General features: G+C 55.9%; 14 protein-coding genes. 11 read left to right on the forward strand and 3 right to left on the reverse strand.

The genetic code is table 11. The features are described 5' to 3' along the window. Positions 1–23: 23 nt before the first annotated feature. Genes thrA through thrC form a run of 3 tightly spaced genes read left to right on the forward strand, consistent with a single transcriptional unit; the run spans position 24 to position 4,705 of the window. The gene (gene thrA / locus FA92_RS01415; protein WP_033731482.1) at positions 24–2,486 is read left to right on the forward strand and encodes a bifunctional aspartate kinase/homoserine dehydrogenase I; all 2,463 of its coding nucleotides are present in this window, start codon (positions 24–26) and stop codon (positions 2,484–2,486) included. A gap of 2 nt (positions 2,487–2,488) precedes the next feature. Beyond that, positions 2,489–3,418 carry a homoserine kinase gene (gene thrB / locus FA92_RS01420; RefSeq protein ID WP_013356712.1) on the forward strand — a complete coding sequence of 310 codons (930 nt, stop codon included), beginning with the start codon at positions 2,489–2,491 and terminating at the stop codon, positions 3,416–3,418. 3 nt (positions 3,419–3,421) lie between these two features. Continuing rightward, positions 3,422–4,705 (forward strand): threonine synthase, encoded by a 1,284-nt coding sequence (gene thrC, locus FA92_RS01425; protein ID WP_033781812.1) that lies wholly within the window; start codon positions 3,422–3,424, stop codon positions 4,703–4,705. Between the two features lie 65 nt (positions 4,706–4,770). On the opposite strand, the gene yaaA is transcribed toward thrC, so the two are convergent. Continuing rightward, on the reverse strand, positions 4,771–5,544 hold the full coding sequence (gene yaaA / locus FA92_RS01430; RefSeq protein ID WP_033781814.1) for a peroxide stress protein YaaA: 774 nt from the start codon (positions 5,542–5,544) through the stop codon (positions 4,771–4,773). Positions 5,545–5,753: 209 nt separating this feature from the next. On the opposite strand from yaaA, the gene tal reads away from it, so the two are divergent. The 3 genes from tal (at position 5,754) to FA92_RS01445 (ending at position 8,834) form a co-directional block, all read left to right on the forward strand. Further along, on the forward strand, positions 5,754–6,707 hold the full coding sequence (gene tal, locus FA92_RS01435; RefSeq protein ID WP_013356716.1) for a transaldolase: 954 nt from the start codon (positions 5,754–5,756) through the stop codon (positions 6,705–6,707). A 125-nt stretch (positions 6,708–6,832) separates the two neighbouring features. Then, the gene (gene mog / locus FA92_RS01440) at positions 6,833–7,420 is read left to right on the forward strand and encodes a molybdopterin adenylyltransferase (RefSeq protein ID WP_033781815.1); all 588 of its coding nucleotides are present in this window, start codon (positions 6,833–6,835) and stop codon (positions 7,418–7,420) included. Positions 7,421–7,526: 106 nt separating this feature from the next. Then, the gene (locus FA92_RS01445; protein ID WP_033781816.1) at positions 7,527–8,834 is read left to right on the forward strand and encodes an MFS transporter; all 1,308 of its coding nucleotides are present in this window, start codon (positions 7,527–7,529) and stop codon (positions 8,832–8,834) included. A gap of 50 nt (positions 8,835–8,884) precedes the next feature. On the opposite strand, the gene satP is transcribed toward FA92_RS01445, so the two are convergent. Then, positions 8,885–9,454: an acetate uptake transporter gene (satP, locus tag FA92_RS01450; protein ID WP_013356719.1), complete on the reverse strand. Its 570-nt coding sequence runs from the start codon at positions 9,452–9,454 to the stop codon at positions 8,885–8,887. Positions 9,455–9,758: 304 nt separating this feature from the next. Here satP and dnaK point away from each other — a divergent pair, with 304 nt between their 5' ends. From dnaK to nhaR, 4 genes are all read left to right on the forward strand, one after another. Continuing rightward, on the forward strand, positions 9,759–11,669 hold the full coding sequence (dnaK, locus tag FA92_RS01455; protein ID WP_013356720.1) for a molecular chaperone DnaK: 1,911 nt from the start codon (positions 9,759–9,761) through the stop codon (positions 11,667–11,669). Positions 11,670–11,773: 104 nt separating this feature from the next. Further along, on the forward strand, positions 11,774–12,919 hold the full coding sequence (gene dnaJ / locus FA92_RS01460) for a molecular chaperone DnaJ (RefSeq protein ID WP_033781818.1): 1,146 nt from the start codon (positions 11,774–11,776) through the stop codon (positions 12,917–12,919). Between the two features lie 163 nt (positions 12,920–13,082). After that, positions 13,083–14,255, forward strand: coding sequence for a Na+/H+ antiporter NhaA (nhaA, locus tag FA92_RS01465; protein ID WP_033781820.1), 1,173 nt, complete (start codon positions 13,083–13,085; stop codon positions 14,253–14,255). An 8-nt stretch (positions 14,256–14,263) separates the two neighbouring features. Next, positions 14,264–15,172: a transcriptional activator NhaR gene (gene nhaR, locus FA92_RS01470; RefSeq protein WP_033781822.1), complete on the forward strand. Its 909-nt coding sequence runs from the start codon at positions 14,264–14,266 to the stop codon at positions 15,170–15,172. 36 nt (positions 15,173–15,208) lie between these two features. On the opposite strand, the gene rpsT is transcribed toward nhaR, so the two are convergent. Further along, positions 15,209–15,472, reverse strand: coding sequence for a 30S ribosomal protein S20 (gene rpsT, locus FA92_RS01475; protein ID WP_008925553.1), 264 nt, complete (start codon positions 15,470–15,472; stop codon positions 15,209–15,211). Between the two features lie 306 nt (positions 15,473–15,778). On the opposite strand from rpsT, the gene ribF reads away from it, so the two are divergent. After that, entirely contained in the window at positions 15,779–16,708 is a 930-nt protein-coding gene (gene ribF, locus FA92_RS01480) for a bifunctional riboflavin kinase/FAD synthetase (RefSeq protein WP_013356724.1), read from the forward strand. Positions 16,709–16,737 lie beyond the last annotated feature (29 nt).

Consider the following 16,737-nt stretch of genomic DNA (forward strand, 5'->3'; position numbering starts at 1 on the left):
TTAAATTCAGGAGAGTTAATATTATGCGAGTGCTGAAATTCGGCGGGACCTCGGTAGCGAATGCGGAGCGTTTCCTTCGCGTCGCTGACATTCTGGAAAGCAATGCGCAACAAGGACAGGTTGCAACCGTGCTCTCTGCACCTGCGAAGATCACCAACCATCTGGTGGCGATGATTGAAAAAACCATCAGTGGTCAGGACGCTTTGCCGAATATCAGCGACGCCGAACGCATCTTCAGCGAGCTGCTGCAGGGGCTCGCAGCCGCGCAGCCGGGCTTTGAGTTCGATCGACTGAAAACCCGCGTTGACCTGGAGTTTGCGCAGCTGAAGCAGGTACTGCACGGTATCAGCCTGCTGGGCCAGTGCCCGGACAGCGTCAACGCAGCGATTATCTGTCGTGGCGAAAAACTCTCGATTGCAATCATGGAAGCGCTGCTGCAGGCGCGCGGTCATGAGGTCAGCGTGATTGATCCGGTTGAGAAATTGCTGGCGGTCGGCCACTACCTCGAATCCACGGTCGATATCCCTGAGTCAACCCGCCGTATTGAAGCGAGCCAAATCCCGCCGCAGAACATGATCCTGATGGCTGGCTTTACCGCCGGTAACGAGCGCGGCGAGCTGGTAGTGCTGGGCCGCAATGGCTCAGATTATTCAGCGGCTGTACTGGCCGCCTGTCTGCGTGCCGACTGCTGTGAAATCTGGACCGATGTGGATGGCGTCTATACCTGCGATCCGCGTCAGGTCCCGGATGCACGCCTGCTGAAGTCAATGTCCTATCAGGAGGCGATGGAGCTCTCCTATTTCGGTGCCAAAGTGCTGCATCCCCGCACCATCGCGCCTATCGCCCAGTTCCAGATCCCGTGCCTGATCAAAAACACCGCCAATCCGCAGGCGCCCGGCACGCTGATTGGTGCCGAAGGCGAACAGGATGAGAGCCCGGTTAAAGGCATCACCAACCTGAATAACATGGCGATGGTCAACGTCTCCGGTCCCGGCATGAAAGGGATGGTTGGAATGGCGGCCAGAGTCTTTGCGGCGATGTCGCGTACCGGCATCTCGGTGGTGCTGATCACTCAATCCTCTTCCGAATACAGCATCAGTTTCTGCGTGCCGCAGAGCGAGCTGGCGCGGGCGCGTCACGTGCTGGAAGAAGAGTTCTATCTTGAGCTGAAAGATGGCCTGCTGGATCCGCTGGATATCATTGAAAACCTGGCGGTGATTTCAGTGGTGGGCGATGGCATGCGTACCCTGCGTGGCATCTCAGCGAAATTCTTCTCGGCGCTGGCACGCGCCAATATCAATATCGTGGCGATTGCACAGGGCTCCTCTGAGCGCTCCATCTCGGTGGTGGTAAATAATGACGAAGTGATCACCGGCGTGCGCGTGGTGCATCAGATGCTGTTCGCCACCGATCAGGTGATCGAAGTGTTTGTGGTCGGTGTCGGCGGTGTCGGCGGTGCGCTGCTGGATCAGTTACATCGCCAGCAGGCGTGGCTGAAGCAGAAGCATATTGACCTGCGGGTCTGCGGCATTGCGAACTCGCATGCGCTGTTAACAAACGTCCACGGCATCGATTTAAGCAACTGGCAGGCGGCACTCGCCGAAGCGAAAGAGCCGTTCAATCTCGGACGCCTGACCCGTCTGGTGAAAGAGTATCACCTGCTTAATCCGGTCATTGTGGATTGTACCTCCAGCCAGGCCGTTGCCGATCAGTACGCGGATTTCCTCAGCGAGGGCTTCCACGTGGTGACGCCGAACAAAAAGGCCAACACCTCCTCCTGGAATTACTATCAGCAGATGCGCGCCGCCGCCGCCAAATCGCGTCGTAAATTCCTTTATGATACCAACGTCGGGGCCGGGCTGCCGGTGATCGAAAACCTGCAGAACCTGATGAACGCGGGTGATGAACTGCTGCGCTTCTCCGGTATCCTTTCGGGATCGCTGTCGTTCATCTTCGGCAAGCTGGATGAAGGGGTTTCGCTGTCGCAGGCAACAAACATGGCGCGTGAGATGGGCTTTACCGAGCCCGATCCGCGTGACGATCTCGCTGGCACCGATGTGGCGCGTAAGCTGCTGATTCTGGCACGCGAAGCAGGCCATCAGCTGGAGCTGAGCGATATTGAGATTGAGCCGCTGCTGCCCGCCAGCCTGGTCGACATTCAGGATGTGGAGCAGTTTATGCAGCGTCTGCCTGAGCTGGATAACGCCTTTGCCGACCGCGTTGCACAGGCGCAGAATGAGGGCAAAGTCCTGCGCTACGTGGGCGTGATTGAAGAGGGCGGTGTCTGCAAAGTGAAGATCGACGCCGTTGACGGCAACGATCCGCTCTATAAAGTAAAAAACGGCGAGAACGCCCTGGCGTTTTACAGCCGCTACTATCAGCCGATTCCGCTGGTGCTGCGCGGATACGGTGCAGGAAATGATGTGACAGCGGCCGGTGTCTTTGCCGATCTGCTGCGCACGCTGTCATGGAAGTTGGGAGTTTAATCATGGTAAAAATTTACGCACCGGCCTCGATTGGTAACGTCAGCGTTGGGTTCGATGTGCTGGGCGCGGCGGTTTCGCCGGTAGATGGCTCCCTGCTGGGTGACTGCGTCTCCGTTGAAGCGGCAGAGCAGTTTTCACTGACCAACGCCGGACGTTTTGTCAGTAAGCTGCCCGCCGATCCTAAAGAGAATATCGTTTATCAGTGCTGGCAGCGTTTCTGCGAGGCGATTGGCAAAGAGATCCCGGTGGCGATGACCCTGGAGAAGAATATGCCCATCGGCTCCGGTCTGGGCTCCAGCGCCTGTTCGGTAGTGGCCGGTTTAATGGCGATGAATGAGTTCTGCGGTAAGCCACTCAGCGACAGCACGCTACTGACGCTGATGGGTGAGCTGGAAGGGCGGATCTCCGGCAGCGTACATTATGATAATGTCGCTCCCTGCTTCCTCGGCGGCATTCAGCTGATGCTGCAGGAAAATGACATCATCAGCCAGGCGGTGCCGGGCTTTGACGACTGGCTGTGGGTGATGGCCTATCCGGGCATTAAAGTGTCGACTGCCGAAGCGCGCGCCATTTTACCGGCGCAGTACCGCAAAGAGGACTGTATTAAGCATGGCCGCCTGCTGGCCGGCTTCATTCACGCCTGCCATACGCGTCAGCCGCAGCTGGCAGCTAAACTTATGCAGGATGTGATTGCCGAACCCTACCGGACCCGGCTGCTGCCAGGCTTCGCCGAGGCGCGGCAGGCCGCGAAAGAGATTGGCGCACTGGCGTGCGGCATCTCCGGCTCTGGTCCGACACTTTTCGCCGTTTGCAATCAGATGGAAACGGCACAGCGGATGGCTGACTGGCTGAGCCAGCACTATCTGCAGAATGATGAAGGCTTCGTCCATATCTGCCGTCTCGACACGGCTGGCGCACGACAATTGGGATAACGCATGAAACTCTACAATCTTAAGGATCACAACGAGCAGGTCAGCTTCGCCCAGGCGGTGAAACAGGGTCTGGGATCGCAGCAGGGTCTGTTCTTTCCGCTGGAACTGCCAGAGTTTGAACTGACCGACATTGACGCGATGCTGGAGATGGATTTTGTCAGCCGCAGCAGCAAAATTCTCTCGGCTTTCATTGGCGACGAGATTCCGGCCCATCAGCTGCATGAGCGTGTTAAAGCCGCTTTTGCTTTTCCGGCCCCGGTGAAAGCCGTCAGCGAAGATATTGCCTGTCTGGAGCTGTTCCACGGTCCGACGCTGGCGTTTAAAGACTTCGGCGGCCGTTTTATGGCGCAGATGCTGTCGTATGTTTCAGGCTCAGATGAGCAGATCACCATTCTGACCGCCACCTCCGGTGATACCGGCGCGGCTGTGGCGCACGCGTTCTACGGCATGAAGAACGTGCGCGTGGTGATCCTCTATCCGCAGGGCAAAATCAGTCCGCTGCAGGAGAAACTCTTCTGTACCCTGGGCGGCAACATCGAAACCATCGCTATCGACGGCGATTTTGATGCCTGTCAGTCGCTTGTGAAACAGGCGTTTGATGATGAAGAGCTGAAAAAGACGATTGGTCTGAACTCGGCGAACTCTATCAACATCAGCCGCCTGCTGGCGCAGATCTGCTACTACTTTGAAGCGGTCGCGCAGCTGCCGCAGGAAAAACGTAATCAGCTGGTGGTCTCCGTGCCGAGCGGCAACTTTGGTGATTTGACCGCCGGTCTGCTGGCGAAATCGCTGGGCCTGCCGATCAAGCGCTTTATTGCCGCCACCAACGCCAATGACACGGTGCCGCGCTTCCTTGGCAACGGCGAATGGCAGCCTAATCTGACGGTCTCTACGCTGTCGAATGCGATGGACGTCAGCCAGCCAAACAACTGGCCGCGTGTGGAAGAGCTGTTCCGCCGTAAAACCTGGCGCTTAACCGATCTCGCCTGTGGTGCGGTCTCTGATGAGACCACGCGCGCCGCAATGCGTGAACTGGCTGAGATTGGCTATGTTTCCGAACCACATGCTGCCATCGCCTGGCGTCTGCTGCGCGATCAGCTGCAGGAAGGGGAATATGGTGTGTTCCTGGGTACCGCGCACCCTGCGAAATTCCGCGAAAGCGTGGAAGCGATCCTTGAACAGACACTGACGCTACCGCCAGAGTTAGCGGAGCGTGCCGATCTGCCGCTGCTGTCGCACGAGATGAAGGCGGACTTCGGCTCACTGCGTGCGTTCCTGCTGAAGTAGTGCTGTGAATGGCTTCCCGGTGGCGGGAAGCCAATTTGCAGAGAGTACACTACGCGCGCGGGTTATTACTGCTCCGCGCGCTTAAAGACCAGCTCGCTCTCGCTGCTGCTGGCCGCATCAAAACGATAGCCATCCAGATCAAACGCCTTAAGCTGCTCCGGCTTTGTCAGGCGCTGCTGAATCACATAGCGACTCATCAATCCACGCGCCTTTTTGGCATAGAAGCTAATCACTTTGTAGCTGCCATTCTTCTCGTCGAGGAATACCGGCTTAATCATTTGTGCCTTCAGCGTCTTCGGCTTAACTGCTCTGAAATATTCGTCCGAGGCGAGGTTGATCAGTATTTCATCACCCTGTTCCGTCAGCGCGGCATTCAGCGTTTCAGTGATGAGATCGCCCCAGAAGGTGTAGAGATCTTTGCCCGCCGGATTGGCCAGGCGAATCCCCATCTCCAGCCGGTAAGGCTGCATGAGATCGAGCGGACGCAGCACGCCATACAGGCCTGACAGCATGCGCAGGTGCTGCTGAGCAAAGCTGAAATCCTCATCGCTGAAGGTTTCGGCCTGCAGACCCGTGTAGACATCACCTTTGAACGCCAGGATGGCCTGACGGGCATTCTGCGGAGAAAAATCGGGTTGCCAGCTGTTAAACCGTTCGGCATTGAGGTGCGCCAGTTTGTCGCTGATACCCATTAACGAGGCGATGCTGGCGGGTGACAGCTCGCGCGCAATCTCAATCAGCTGTTGTGATTTTTCTAACAGCGCAGGCTGGGTAAAACGCGTGGTCGCCAGCGGGCTTTCATAATCGAGCGTCTTGGCAGGAGAGATCACCATCAACATTGTTGCTTCCTCGGTTAATGCCTGGTTTAACAGGGCATTGGCTGCTTATCAGGCTCTGCAGTGTACCAAAAAAGCCGCAAAGAATGACGAATCACACCTATTTGTTCGCGCTATCGTAAACGGCATTCCCTGACCTTGCGCCACCGTTGGCGCGTGATATTATCCCAACAGCCTTTTTTCACACTGACAGTTAACTAAGAGAAAAGAACATGACGGACAAACTTACCTCCCTGCGCCAGCTCACCACCGTCGTCGCCGACACCGGTGATATCGCAGCTATGAAGCTGTATCAGCCGCAGGACGCTACCACCAACCCTTCTCTGATTCTTAACGCCGCACAAATCCCTGAATACCGTAAACTGATCGATGAAGCGATCGGCTGGGCGCGTGAGCAGAGCAGCAACAAAGAAGAGCAGCTGCAGCTGGTTTCTGACAAGCTGGCCGTGAACATTGGTCTGGAAATTCTGAAACTGATCCCAGGCCGTATCTCGACTGAAGTCGATGCGCGTCTCTCTTACGACACTGAAGGCAGCATCGCGAAAGCCCGCAGCCTGATCAAACTCTACAACGATGCCGGTATCAGCAATGACCGCATCCTGATCAAACTGGCCTCTACCTGGCAGGGCATCCGCGCTGCAGAGCAGCTGGAAAAAGAGGGTATCAACTGTAACCTGACCCTGCTGTTCTCGTTTGCTCAGGCGCGTGCCTGTGCCGAAGCGGGCGTGTTCCTGATCTCTCCGTTCGTTGGCCGTATCCTCGACTGGTACAAAGCCAACACCGACAAGAAAGAGTATGCCGCGCACGAAGATCCAGGCGTGGTTTCTGTTTCTGAAATCTACAACTACTACAAGCAGCACGGCTATGAAACCGTGGTGATGGGCGCCAGCTTCCGTAACGTCGGCGAAATCATCGAGCTGGCTGGCTGTGACCGTCTGACCATTTCGCCTGCGCTGCTGAAAGAGCTGGCAGAGAGCGAAGGCACCCTGGAGCGTAAACTGAGCTACAGCGGTGAAGTGAAAGCGCGTCCGGCCCGCATGACCGAGTCTGAGTTCCTGTGGCAGCACAACCAGGATCCAATGGCGGTGGCTAAGCTGGCAGAAGGTATCCGCAACTTTGCCGTTGATCAGGGCAAACTTGAGAAGATGCTGGCAGAACTGCTGTAATCTGCTGACCGTGGCGGCGTAGGCTGCCACGGTTTTCTCTTTTCCGACCCTTTCACTTTATATTATCCTCTCTGCTATTCCCCTTTTACTCCACCGCACCGCGGTAAATCACAGCGAAGCTCATCATGAATACATTACGCATTGGCCTGATCTCGGTCTCCGATCGCGCCGCGAACGGCATCTATCAGGATCAGGGGATCCCCGCGCTGGAGAGCTGGCTTGGCAGCGCAATCAGCAGCCCGTTTGAGATTGAGTCCCGGCTTGTGCCCGACGAGCAGCCGATGATTGAGCACGCCATTTGCGAGCTGGTCGATGAACGCTTTTGCCATCTGGTGTTAACCACCGGCGGCACCGGTCCGGCCCGACGCGATGTCACGCCCGATGCCACCCTGGCCGTGGCCGATCGGGAAATGCCCGGCTTTGGTGAGCAGATGCGTCAGATCAGCCTGCGGTTCGTGCCGACCGCGATTCTGTCGCGTCAGGTTGGGGTAATCCGCAAACAGTCGCTTATCCTCAATCTGCCCGGTCAGCCGAAGTCGATCAAAGAGACACTGGAAGGGCTGAAAGATGAGCAGGGCAAGGTAAAAGTTCACGGTATCTTTGCTTCTGTACCTTATTGTTTACAGTTGCTGGAAGGACCTTATGTTGAAACGCATCCCGACGTGGTAGCAGCATTTCGGCCTAAAAGCGCCATCCGTGAGATAAATAACTAAATATCCCGCATTTCAGGCATAAGCTATAGTCCTGCTGGTGTGGCAAAAGATTGACGATATAGTAAGGGTATCTTTACAACCTTGTCTCTTTTGCCTCTGGACTATTATGAATCCGACTCACACGCAGCGTCTGACCGGTAAGGATTACAAAACCCTGGCGCTGGCCGCGCTGGGCGGCGCGCTGGAATTTTACGACTTCATCATCTTTGTCTTCTTCGCCACCGTGATTGGCGAGCTCTTCTTCCCCTCCGATATCCCGGAATGGCTGCGTCAGCTGCAGACGTTTGCCATTTTTGCCGCAGGCTATCTGGCACGCCCGCTGGGTGGCATCGTGATGGCGCATTTTGGCGACAAACTCGGGCGCAAAAAGATGTTCAGCCTGAGTATTCTGCTGATGGCGCTGCCAACCCTGATGATGGGCGCTTTACCCACCTGGCAGACGATTGGCATTGCTGCGCCACTGCTGATGCTGTTGATGCGGATGCTGCAGGGCGCGGCGATTGGCGGTGAAGTGCCTGGCGCGTGGGTGTTTGTCGCTGAGCACGTGCCATACAAACGTATCGGCATCGCCTGTGGCACGCTGACGGCCGGGTTGACCATCGGCATTTTACTGGGCTCGCTGGTGGCGACGCTGATTAATACCTCGATGTCGCAGCAGGCGATTCATGACGGCGGCTGGCGTATTCCGTTCTTCCTCGGTGGCGTATTTGGTCTGATCGCCATGTACCTGCGGCGCTGGCTGCATGAGACGCCGGTCTTTGTTGAGATGCAGCAGCGTAAAGCGCTGGCTGAAACGCTGCCGCTGAAGACCGTGCTGGCGGAGCATAAAAAGTCGATTGTCATCTCCATGCTGCTGACCTGGCTGCTCTCCGCCTGCATTGTGGTCGTGATCCTGATGTCGCCGGTCTGGCTGCAGAAGCAGCTGGGTATCGCGCCCGCGCTGACCCTGAAGGCCAACAGTATCGCTACCGTGATGCTCTGCATCGGCTGCATTGTTGCCGGACTCGCTGTCGATCGTTTTGGTGCCAGTCGTACGTTATGTATCGGCAGCCTGCTGCTGGCACTCTGTAGCTGGCAGTTCTATCACCTGACTGCCCTCTATCCGCAGCAACTCTTTCTGCTCTATGGCGTAGCGGGCCTGAGCGTCGGTATTGTCGGCGTCGTGCCCTTTGTGATGGTGCGCGCCTTCCCGGCAGAGGTGCGTTTTACCGGCCTCTCGTTTTCCTACAACCTCTCCTATGCCATCTTTGGCGGGCTGACCCCGATCTTTGTGTCGCTGCTGATGAATGTCTCCGTGATGGGGCCGTGCTGGTATGTGATGGCACTGGCGCTGGTGGGATTGCTGACCGGTATCTGGTTGCGGCGTGATGTCAGCCATGAGCCGGATTTGCAGCAGGGCGTTAAGACGTTGTAACAGGGAAACGCGGAGCCAGGCTCCGCGTTTTTTTCAGGCGTGAAGCAGGCTTAAAGTGCCTTTGCGCCAATCGGCAGAAGAGTGCGGCCAAAGGTTTCGTTCAGCACTTCACCCATTGCCAGATAGCAGGCGCTGGCACCACAGATGATTCCGACCCAACCCGCAGATACGACCAGCGAAGGCTGGTGCATAAGGTGAGCCACGGCCAGCAGCAGAAACAGCAGGGTGAGGGAGCCGAAGACAAACTGCAGCATCCGCGTACCTTTCAGCGTGCCGATAAACATAAACAGCGTGAAGATGCCCCACAGTGCCAGCCATGCACCCAGGAAGCGTTCGTCAGGCGCTTTCGCCAGACCCATCTGCGGTAACAGCAGGATCGCCACAAAGCTTAACCAGAACATGCCGTAAGAGGTAAAGGCGGTCAGCCCAAAGGTGTTGTTCTTTTTAAATTCCAGCAGACCGGCCAGCACCTGCGCGATCCCGCCATAAAAAATTCCCATCGCTAAAATTGCCACGTCCATGTCAAACAGACCCGCATTGTGCAGGTTCAGCAAAATGGTTGTCATGCCAAATCCCATTAAGCCCAGCGGGGCAGGATTAGCCAGCGTTGAATTTGCCATAGTTCCCCGGCAGTAAGATGATCGTTAATGAAATAAAAGGACTTCAGCCTGCTCACAGAAAGGAGCAAGGCGACGCATCATATTCAGTGGGTTAATCGTGTTCTTTGATCCCGGCAGGGCCAGAGGTAGAAAAATTTTTTTTGGTTTAGCCCTTGATGCGCATCGAAGCGGCCCCATCTACTTGTCATCGAGCGTTGTGAACGTTGGAAAAAAAGCATGTGCTGGCAGGTTGAATGCAAACAACCCGCCCACATAAAAGGTTCACAACCCAAATTGGCAACGAATTTAAGTGGGAGATGTTTAGATGGGTAAGATTATTGGTATTGACCTGGGTACAACCAACTCTTGTGTTGCGATCATGGATGGCACTAAAGCACGTGTGCTGGAAAATGCCGAGGGCGATCGCACCACGCCTTCAATTATTGCGTATACACAGGATGGCGAAATTCTGGTTGGTCAACCGGCTAAACGTCAGGCAGTGACCAACCCGCAGAATACCCTGTTCGCAATCAAGCGTCTGATCGGTCGTCGTTTCCAGGACGAAGAAGTGCAGCGTGATATTAAAATCATGCCATACAAAATCACCGGCGCTGACAACGGCGACGCCTGGCTGGAAGTGAAAGGCCAGAGAATGGCACCACCGCAGATCTCTGCTGAAGTGCTGAAGAAAATGAAAAAGACCGCCGAAGATTACCTCGGTGAGCCAGTGACCGAAGCGGTTATTACCGTACCGGCCTACTTCAACGATGCGCAGCGTCAGGCGACCAAAGATGCCGGCCGTATCGCAGGTCTGGAAGTCAAACGTATCATTAACGAACCGACTGCTGCTGCACTGGCATACGGTCTGGACAAAGGTCAGGGCAACCGCACCATCGCGGTTTATGACCTGGGTGGCGGTACCTTCGATATCTCAATCATCGAGATCGACGAAGTTGACGGCGAAAAAACCTTTGAAGTTCTGGCAACCAACGGTGATACCCACCTGGGTGGTGAAGACTTCGACAGCCGCCTGATTAACTATCTGGTTGCTGAGTTCAAGAAAGACCAGGGCATTGATCTGCACAACGATCCACTGGCGATGCAGCGTCTGAAAGAAGCGGCAGAGAAAGCGAAAATCGAACTTTCTTCTGCACAGCAGACCGACGTTAACCTGCCATACATCACGGCAGATGCGACTGGTCCTAAGCACCTGAACATCAAAGTGACCCGCTCTAAACTGGAGTCACTGGTTGAAGATCTGGTTGCACGCTCAATCGCGCCACTGAAAGTTGCGCTGCAGGATGCAGGCTTGTCTGTATCAGACATCAACGACGTTATTCTGGTGGGTGGTCAGACCCGTATGCCACTGGTTCAGGCGAAAGTGACCGAATTCTTCGGTAAAGAGCCGCGTAAAGACGTGAACCCGGACGAAGCCGTTGCCGTTGGTGCTGCGGTTCAGGGTGGTGTACTGGGTGGCGACGTGAAAGACGTGCTGCTGCTGGACGTTACCCCGCTGTCACTGGGTATCGAAACCATGGGTGGCGTGATGACTTCGCTGATCAGCAAGAACACCACTATCCCAACCAAGCACAGCCAGGTCTTCTCGACGGCTGAAGATAACCAGTCAGCCGTGACCATTCATGTGCTGCAGGGTGAGCGTAAGCGCGCCAATGACAACAAGTCACTGGGCCAGTTCAACCTCGACGGTATCCAGAATGCGCCACGCGGTATGCCACAGATCGAAGTCACCTTCGACATCGATGCGGATGGTATCCTGCATGTATCGGCGAAAGACAAGAACAGCGGTAAAGAGCAGAAGATCACCATCAAAGCCTCTTCAGGTCTGAGCGATGAAGAGATCCAGAAAATGGTGCGTGATGCAGAAGCGAATGCTGAATCTGACCGTAAGTTCGAAGAGCTGGTACAGACGCGTAACCAGGGTGACCAGATTGCCCACAGCACGCGTAAGCAGCTGGACGAAGCAGGCGACAAACTGTCAGCTGATGACAAAGCGCCAATCGAAGCCGCTCTGGCCGCGCTGGAAACTGCGCTGAAAGGCGAAGACAAAGCGGAAATCGACGCCAAAATGCAGGCGCTGATGGAAGTGTCCGGCAAACTGATGGAAGCAGCACAGCAGTCTCAGGCGGGTGCAGCAGATGCCGGTGACGCGTCAGCGAAGAAAGATGACGACGTTGTCGATGCTGAATTCGAAGAAGTGAAAGACAACAAGAAATAATTGCCCCTGACCGGGCGCGACGGTTGGCCTGACAGCCGTTGAAACCAGCACGGGCGTAGGAGATCTCTCCACGCCCGTGCGATCATGTTAAGGGCTAAAAAAACATGGCGAAGAGTGATTACTACGAGATTTTAGGCGTCGCCAAATCCGCGGACGAGCGTGAAATCAAAAAGGCTTACAAACGCCTGGCAATGAAATTCCACCCGGACCGCAATCCCGGTGACAAAGAAGCCGAAGCTAAATTCAAAGAGGTCAAGGAAGCCTACGAAATCCTGACCGATGCGCAGAAGCGTGCGGCCTACGATCAGTATGGTCATGCAGCCTTTGAACAGGGGGGCATGGGTGGCGGTGGATTCGGCGGCGGCGGCTTTGGTGGCGGCGGTGCAGACTTCAGCGATATCTTTGGCGACGTATTCGGTGACATCTTTGGTGGTGGACGCCGTCAGCGCGCCTCCCGTGGCGCCGATTTACGCTACAACATGGAGCTGTCGCTGGAAGAAGCGGTACGCGGCGTGACCAAAGAGATCCGCATTCCAACCCTGGAAGAGTGTGATGTCTGCCACGGCAGCGGCGCGAAAGCGGGAACGCAGCCACAAACCTGTTCAACCTGTCACGGTGCAGGCCAGGTGCAGATGCGCCAGGGCTTCTTCACTGTCCAGCAGGCCTGTCCGACCTGTCATGGTCGCGGCTCGGTGATTAAAGACCCGTGCAACGCCTGTCATGGTCACGGCCGCGTCGAGAAATCGAAAACGCTGTCAGTGAAAATCCCGGCAGGGGTCGATACCGGCGATCGCATTCGTCTGAGTGGCGAAGGCGAAGCGGGCGAGCAGGGCGCACCAGCCGGCGATCTTTACGTTCAGGTATCGGTGAAGAAACACCCGATCTTCGAGCGTGAAGAGAACAATCTCTACTGCGAAGTGCCAATCAACTTTGCGATGGCGGCGCTGGGCGGCGAGATTGAGGTGCCGACACTGGATGGTCGCGTGAAGCTGAAAGTGCCGTCAGAAACCCAGACCGGCAAGCTGTTCCGCATGCGTGGACGTGGCGTCAAATCTGTCCGTGGCGGCGCAGTCGGCGACCTGTTATGTCGCGTCGTGGTGGAAACACCGGTCAGCCTGAATGAGAAACAGAAAACGCTGTTGCGTGAACTGGAAGAGAGTTTTGGCGGCCCAAGCGGTGAGCACAACAGCCCACGCTCCAAGAGCTTCTTGGACGGCGTGAAAAAATTCTTTGATGACCTGACCCGTTAAGTTCATCCACTCTGAAAGCCAGCGCCTGCCGCTGGCTTTTTTTACCTGTACTTATCAACTCGCTATTTCCGAATGATTCCCGCCAAATAAACTGTTTTTTTCGAGCTGTTGTTACCGCTATTCTTAGGGCCTTTGATTGACCTCTGGATGAAGGACAACGCGTGTGAATATCAGACTAAAAAAAATACTGGAAAGCGACGCTACCGGCGGTGTAGTGCTGATTATTGCGGCTGCGCTAGCGATGGTGCTGGCCAATAGCGGAGCGACGCAGCAGGGCTATCGCGATCTGCTGGCTATTCCGGTGGAGTTTCGCTTTGGTGCGCTCGATATCAGCAAAGACCTGCTGCTGTGGATCAACGATGCGCTGATGGCGCTGTTTTTCCTGATTGTGGGACTGGAGGTCAAACGCGAACTGGTGATGGGTGCGCTGGCTAAACGTGAACAGGCGCTGTTTCCGCTGATTGCAGCGCTGGGTGGCATGATCGCCCCGGCGATCATTTTTCTGCTGTTTAACGGTGCCGATGCCGCTACCCGCAGCGGCTGGGCGATCCCGACCGCCACCGATATTGCCTTTGCGCTGGGCATCCTGGCACTGCTGGGAAGCCGCGTGCCGCCTGCTCTGAAAATCTTCCTGATGGCGCTGGCGATTATCGACGACCTCGGGGCTATCGTGATTATTGCGCTGTTCTACACGCATCACCTTTCGATGGCCTCGCTGGGCATTGCCGCTGCTGCCATTGCCGTGCTGGCGCTGATGAACCTGCTTAACGTGCGCAACACCGGTCTCTATCTGCTGGTGGGGCTGGTGCTATGGGTGGCGGTACTGAAGTCGGGTGTCCATGCGACGCTGGCTGGCGTCGTGGTCGGCTTCCTGATCCCGCTGGCGAAGAAAGAGGGCCACTCTCCGGCGATTCATCTTGAGCATGCGCTGCATCCCTGGGTGCGCTGGGTGATCCTGCCACTGTTTGCCTTTGCCAATGCGGGTGTGTCACTGACGGGCGTTTCGTTCGGCAGCCTCTTCTCGCTGCTGCCGCTGGGCATCATCGCCGGGCTGCTGATTGGTAAGCCTCTGGGCATCACGCTGTTCTGCTGGCTGGCAGACAAAACCCGCATAGCCAGGCTGCCGGAAAATACGCACATTAAAGATATTGCGGCGGTAGGGGTGCTGTGCGGTATTGGCTTTACCATGTCGATATTTATCGCCTCGCTGGCCTATGGCGACATCAGTGCTGAACTGATGACGCTGGCGAAGCTGGGGATTCTGTCAGGCTCGATTCTGTCGGCGGTGCTGGGCTATGTGATCCTTGGCTGGCGTCTGAAGCAGCGTGCGGCGTAGGGCAGCCTGTGGCGCACATTAATTACAATCACCTCTATTACTTCTGGCACGCCTGCCGCGCGGGGTCGATTGCGGGTGCTGCAGAGGCCCTCTCGCTGACGCCACAGACCATTACCGGGCAGATTAAGGCGCTTGAAGAGCGCCTGCAGGGCAAGCTGTTCCGGCGTCAGGGGAGGGGGCTGGTGCCGACAGAACTGGGGCAACTGGTGTTCCGCTACGCTGACCGCATGTTTATGCTGGGTCAGGAGATGCTGGATATCGTTAACTACCGCAAAGAGTCCCATCTGCTGCTGGATGTTGGCGTGGCAGATGCGCTCTCTAAGCAACTGGTCAGTAAGGTGCTGGAGACCGCAGTGGCTGCCGGGGAGAAGATTCACCTGCGCTGTTTCGAGTCGACCCACGAGATGCTGCTGGAGCAGCTCAGTCAGCATAAGCTGGATATGATTATCTCTGACTGCTCCATCGATCCGACCCAGCAGGAAGGGCTGTTTTCGGTGAAGCTGGGGGAGTGCCCGATCAGCTTCTGGTCCGCGCAGCCGATCACCGATCTCTCTTTTCCGGCCTGCCTTGAGACGCATCCCCTGCTGATTCCGGGTCGCCGCTCGATGCTGGGGCGCAAAATCCTCAACTGGATTACGACCCAGGGGCTGCAGGTGGAGATTCTCGGTGAGTTTGATGATGCGGCCCTGATGAAGGCGTTTGGTGCGCGGCAGAATGCATTTTTTGTAGCAGCAGCGCTGGACAGGGATCAGCGGGAGGGAAGTTATGAAGTTGGCCGGCTTGATGCGGTGTCAGAGGAGTATCACATCCTCTTCGCGGAGCGAATGATTCAGCATCCGGCCGTGCAGCGTCTCTGTCACGCTGACTTCAGCGGACTCTTTCCCCGCCAGAGTACAGACGAAAAAAAACCGGCGTAAGCCGGCTTTTTCAACAAAGCGATTAACAACGGGCGATTAAGCCAGTTTGTTGATCTGTGCAGTCAGATTTGATTTATAACGTGCAGCTTTGTTTTTGTGGATCAGACCTTTAGCGGCCTGACGATCCACGAGTGGTTGCATTTCATTGAATGCGTTCTGCGCAGCAGCTTTGTCGCCTGAAGCGATCGCCGCGTATACTTTCTTAACGAAGGTACGCATCATTGAGCGGCGGCTAGCGTTATGCTTGCGGCGTTTCTCAGATGTTACGGCGCGTTTCTTAGCTGATTTGATATTAGCCAAGGTCCAACTCCCAAATGTGTTCTATAGAGACAAATCAAAGGCCGAGGACTATGCCCTTCTAACCTGATTTTGTCAATGGATTTGTGCAAATAAGCGTCGCTCTATGAGCAGCACTCGGTTACGTATTTGATGGCGCAAGATTCTACCAGCTTCCCCTCGCTGAATACAGTATTTCGCGACAAAATTCTTAACATGCGCATCTGCAACAGGAAATGCAGCACCTAAAGCATGAAAGGCGTGCTGACGGGTTAACCTGAGTCGCTTTCAAGGGTATAATCCGCCGATTTCCACCGGTTTGGGCCAGCCATGAAGTTTATCCGCGGTATTCATAATCTTAACGAGCAGCATCGCGGCTGCGTTCTGACCATTGGTAATTTCGATGGCGTACACCGCGGGCATCAGGCGCTGATGTCCCGTCTGTGTGAAGAGGGGCGTAAGCGTAATCTGCCGGTCGTGGTCATGGTGTTTGAGCCACAGCCGCTGGAGCTGTTTGCCGGTGATAAAGCCCCGGCACGCCTGACGCGCCTGCGTGAAAAACTGCGCTATATGGCGGAAGCCGGCGTCGATAAAGTGCTGTGTGTGCGGTTTGACCGTCGCTTCGCAGCCCTGTCCGCCCAGCGTTTTATCAGTGACCTGCTGGTCGACAAGCTGGACGTAAAGTACCTCGCAGTAGGCGATGATTTCCGCTTCGGCGCTGGTCGCCAGGGGGATTTCCTGTTATTACAGAAAGCCGGTGCGGAGTATGGTTTTGAGGTCGTGAGCACCGAAACCTTCTGTGACGGCGGGAAGCGAATCAGCAGCACCGCCGTGCGTCAGGCGCTGGCCGCAGATGATTTAGCGCTGGCGCAGTCGCTGTTAGGGCATCCTTTCACCATTTCCGGCCGCGTCGTGCACGGTGATGCACTGGGACGCACGCTGGGTTTCCCCACTGCGAACCTTCCTTTACGCCGCAGCGTCTCGCCGGTGAAAGGGGTTTATGCGGTGGAGGTCCAGGGTCTGACGCCTGAGCCACTGCCGGGTGTTGCCAATATCGGCACCCGTCCGACCGTAAAAGGTTTACGCCAGCAGCTTGAAGTTCACCTGCTCGACATCAATATGGATCTCTATGGTCGTCACATTGATGTGGTGCTGAAACAGAAAATACGAAACGAGCAGCGCTTTGCCTCACTGGAGGCGTTGAAAGAACAAATTGCGAACGATGTGGTAACGGCCCGGCAGTTCTTTGGGCTGCTTTAACCTGAGCGAAAAACGGAATCGAGAATCTG

The organism is Pantoea sp. 9140, assembly GCF_000745295.1.
Lineage (GTDB): Bacteria > Pseudomonadota > Gammaproteobacteria > Enterobacterales > Enterobacteriaceae > Pantoea > Pantoea vagans.